Below are 2,043 nucleotides of genomic sequence, written 5' to 3' on the forward strand. Positions count from 1 at the left end.
CTTCCCGAAGGAGCGACATTCTGTGATGCACCGTGGTTGGTGGAGTCAGACTAACGGTTGGGCTCTAACGCACCATAGTTTATCGACCTTCCTCACCCAGCCGTAGTAGAATTATTGACGGATTTTATTCATTTTCATCCTCTGTGGTGCAGCGCTTGTCTTGCGCTGCATGAATGGCTAACGGGGAACTATAGCTTTATAAAGACACGACGGCAGCCGTTTCCATGCGAGCAATTATGTTCAATTAGGGGGGGAATGAATTGCGCTCAGAGGTTATATTAGAAAATAATACCCACATTCCTATTGAGAATAAAATTGACCAGATCAACGCTTGTATTAAATCTATACATGGGGATGCAACATTTGAGCTTGTATCCATAACATGTGACAATATTGGCTATAAGACCCCAAACTTCACAACCTCTGGTATATTCCGATTACACGGACAGGTAAAGCTATTACATAATGAATTAATGTCGTGGTGTGTTATTTTAAAAATTATTAAAGCGGACACAGAAGAGAAAGATAATCTCGAACATCACAACTACTGGCGACGTGAAGCTCTTGTATTTGAGTCAGGGGTTTTGAGGGATCTTCCTGATTCCATTTGCGTGACAGAATGCTATCTGGTTGAAGAACAACAAGATGGTACCATTTGGCTCTGGATGGAAAATATAAAAGGCGAATACGCTAATACTGTTGAACAATTTTCTTTTATTGCTAAACAGTTAGGTCGGTTTAATGGAGCCTATCTTAAAGGAATAAAAGTGGTGCCAGATCATAAGTGGATATGCAGAAGTTGGCTCAAATCCTGGACGACTGCAAGCCGCATTTATGCTCCTAATATGGAGGCGTATGTAAGTCGTTTATCATCCGCAAATGAGCAAAGTACATGGGATTGGTATCGAGGGATTCTCAAAAACATTGATTCTGCGATAGATTCGCTCCAACAGTTGCCACGAGTACTAGCACATCAAGATTTGAGTCAAATGAATATGTTGCTCGTTAAAAAGGAAACAAGTCTAAGTCAACTAGTTCTTATAGATTGGCAATTCATGAGTATATCAGGTATTGGCGAAGACTTGGGAAAATTATTCGGCGTGAACCTAAGTCTTGGAATTATTCCACCTGACCAATATTTAAGGTTTCAAACCTCCTTATATGATGCATACCTAGAGGGGGTGCGAGATATGGGATGGCAGGGGGATGCAGGATTAGTGAGATATGGTTTCTGTTTAAGCGCTGCCTTGAGAAGTGTTTGGGAGGTCCCACAGTATTTTTACATATTGGCTCAGTTAGAGAATGAACCAAACAATGGGAAGCTCAGAGAAAGACTTACTCGGCTTGAGTGTATTATTACTGTACAGAAACAAATGGCTTTGGAGGCTAATTCTCTAAAACATCAATTTCATGATAAGGCATTGAACTAACGGAGAACGTTAGAGGGGAAGTATTGTAGAATAGAATACTTATGTTTTGAAACGAAGAATTGAGGGGGAAACGGAAGTGTTAGAGAATCAGTGTTTTGGTTGCAAACTTGCCAATAATTTGATCGATACAAATACTGTGTATGAGAATGATTTTGTAACTTGCATTCTTGATATTGCTCCGTTAAATGAGGGACACATACTAATACTTCCAAAACAACACTACCATGATGTCGATGATCTGGATGATATTACTGCTAGTGAAATTATTAAGACATCAGCAGTGCTGGCAAAGTTGCTAAAAGCCCAGTTTCAACCTGATGGAATTACCATTATTCAAAATGGTGGTAAATTCAATGATTTAACACACTACCATATGCATGTCTTCCCACGATATGAATCAGATGGATTTGGATGGGGTGAACCGTCAGACACCACAAATGCCAAGGAGCGTTTGACCGAAACCAGAGAGAAGTTGATAAAATTGATCAATCAACAGTTATTACGCTCCCATGAAAATTAAATCTACAGTCACCAAAAAAGTCAATAGTAAAGAAGACGCAGCTAATCCAATTTAAAAAAAGGGTGGAGCGCCTGAAATAAAGAGGTATTGGGT

At 39.7% G+C, this 2,043-nt stretch carries 2 protein-coding genes; both read left to right on the top strand.

What is annotated here, in order from left to right; all coding sequences use genetic code 11:
* Positions 1-260 precede the first annotated feature (260 nt).
* A complete protein-coding gene (locus tag AC58UW_RS33285; RefSeq protein ID WP_497424758.1) occupies positions 261-1,430 on the top strand; it encodes an oxidoreductase family protein in 1,170 nt (389 codons plus the stop codon).
* Positions 1,431-1,506: 76 nt separating this feature from the next.
* Positions 1,507-1,950, top strand: a complete 444-nt coding sequence (locus tag AC58UW_RS33290) for an HIT family protein (RefSeq protein ID WP_497424759.1) — start codon at positions 1,507-1,509, stop codon at positions 1,948-1,950.
* Positions 1,951-2,043: the final 93 nt, after the last annotated feature.

This window comes from Paenibacillus sp. J22R160 (assembly GCF_059692135.1).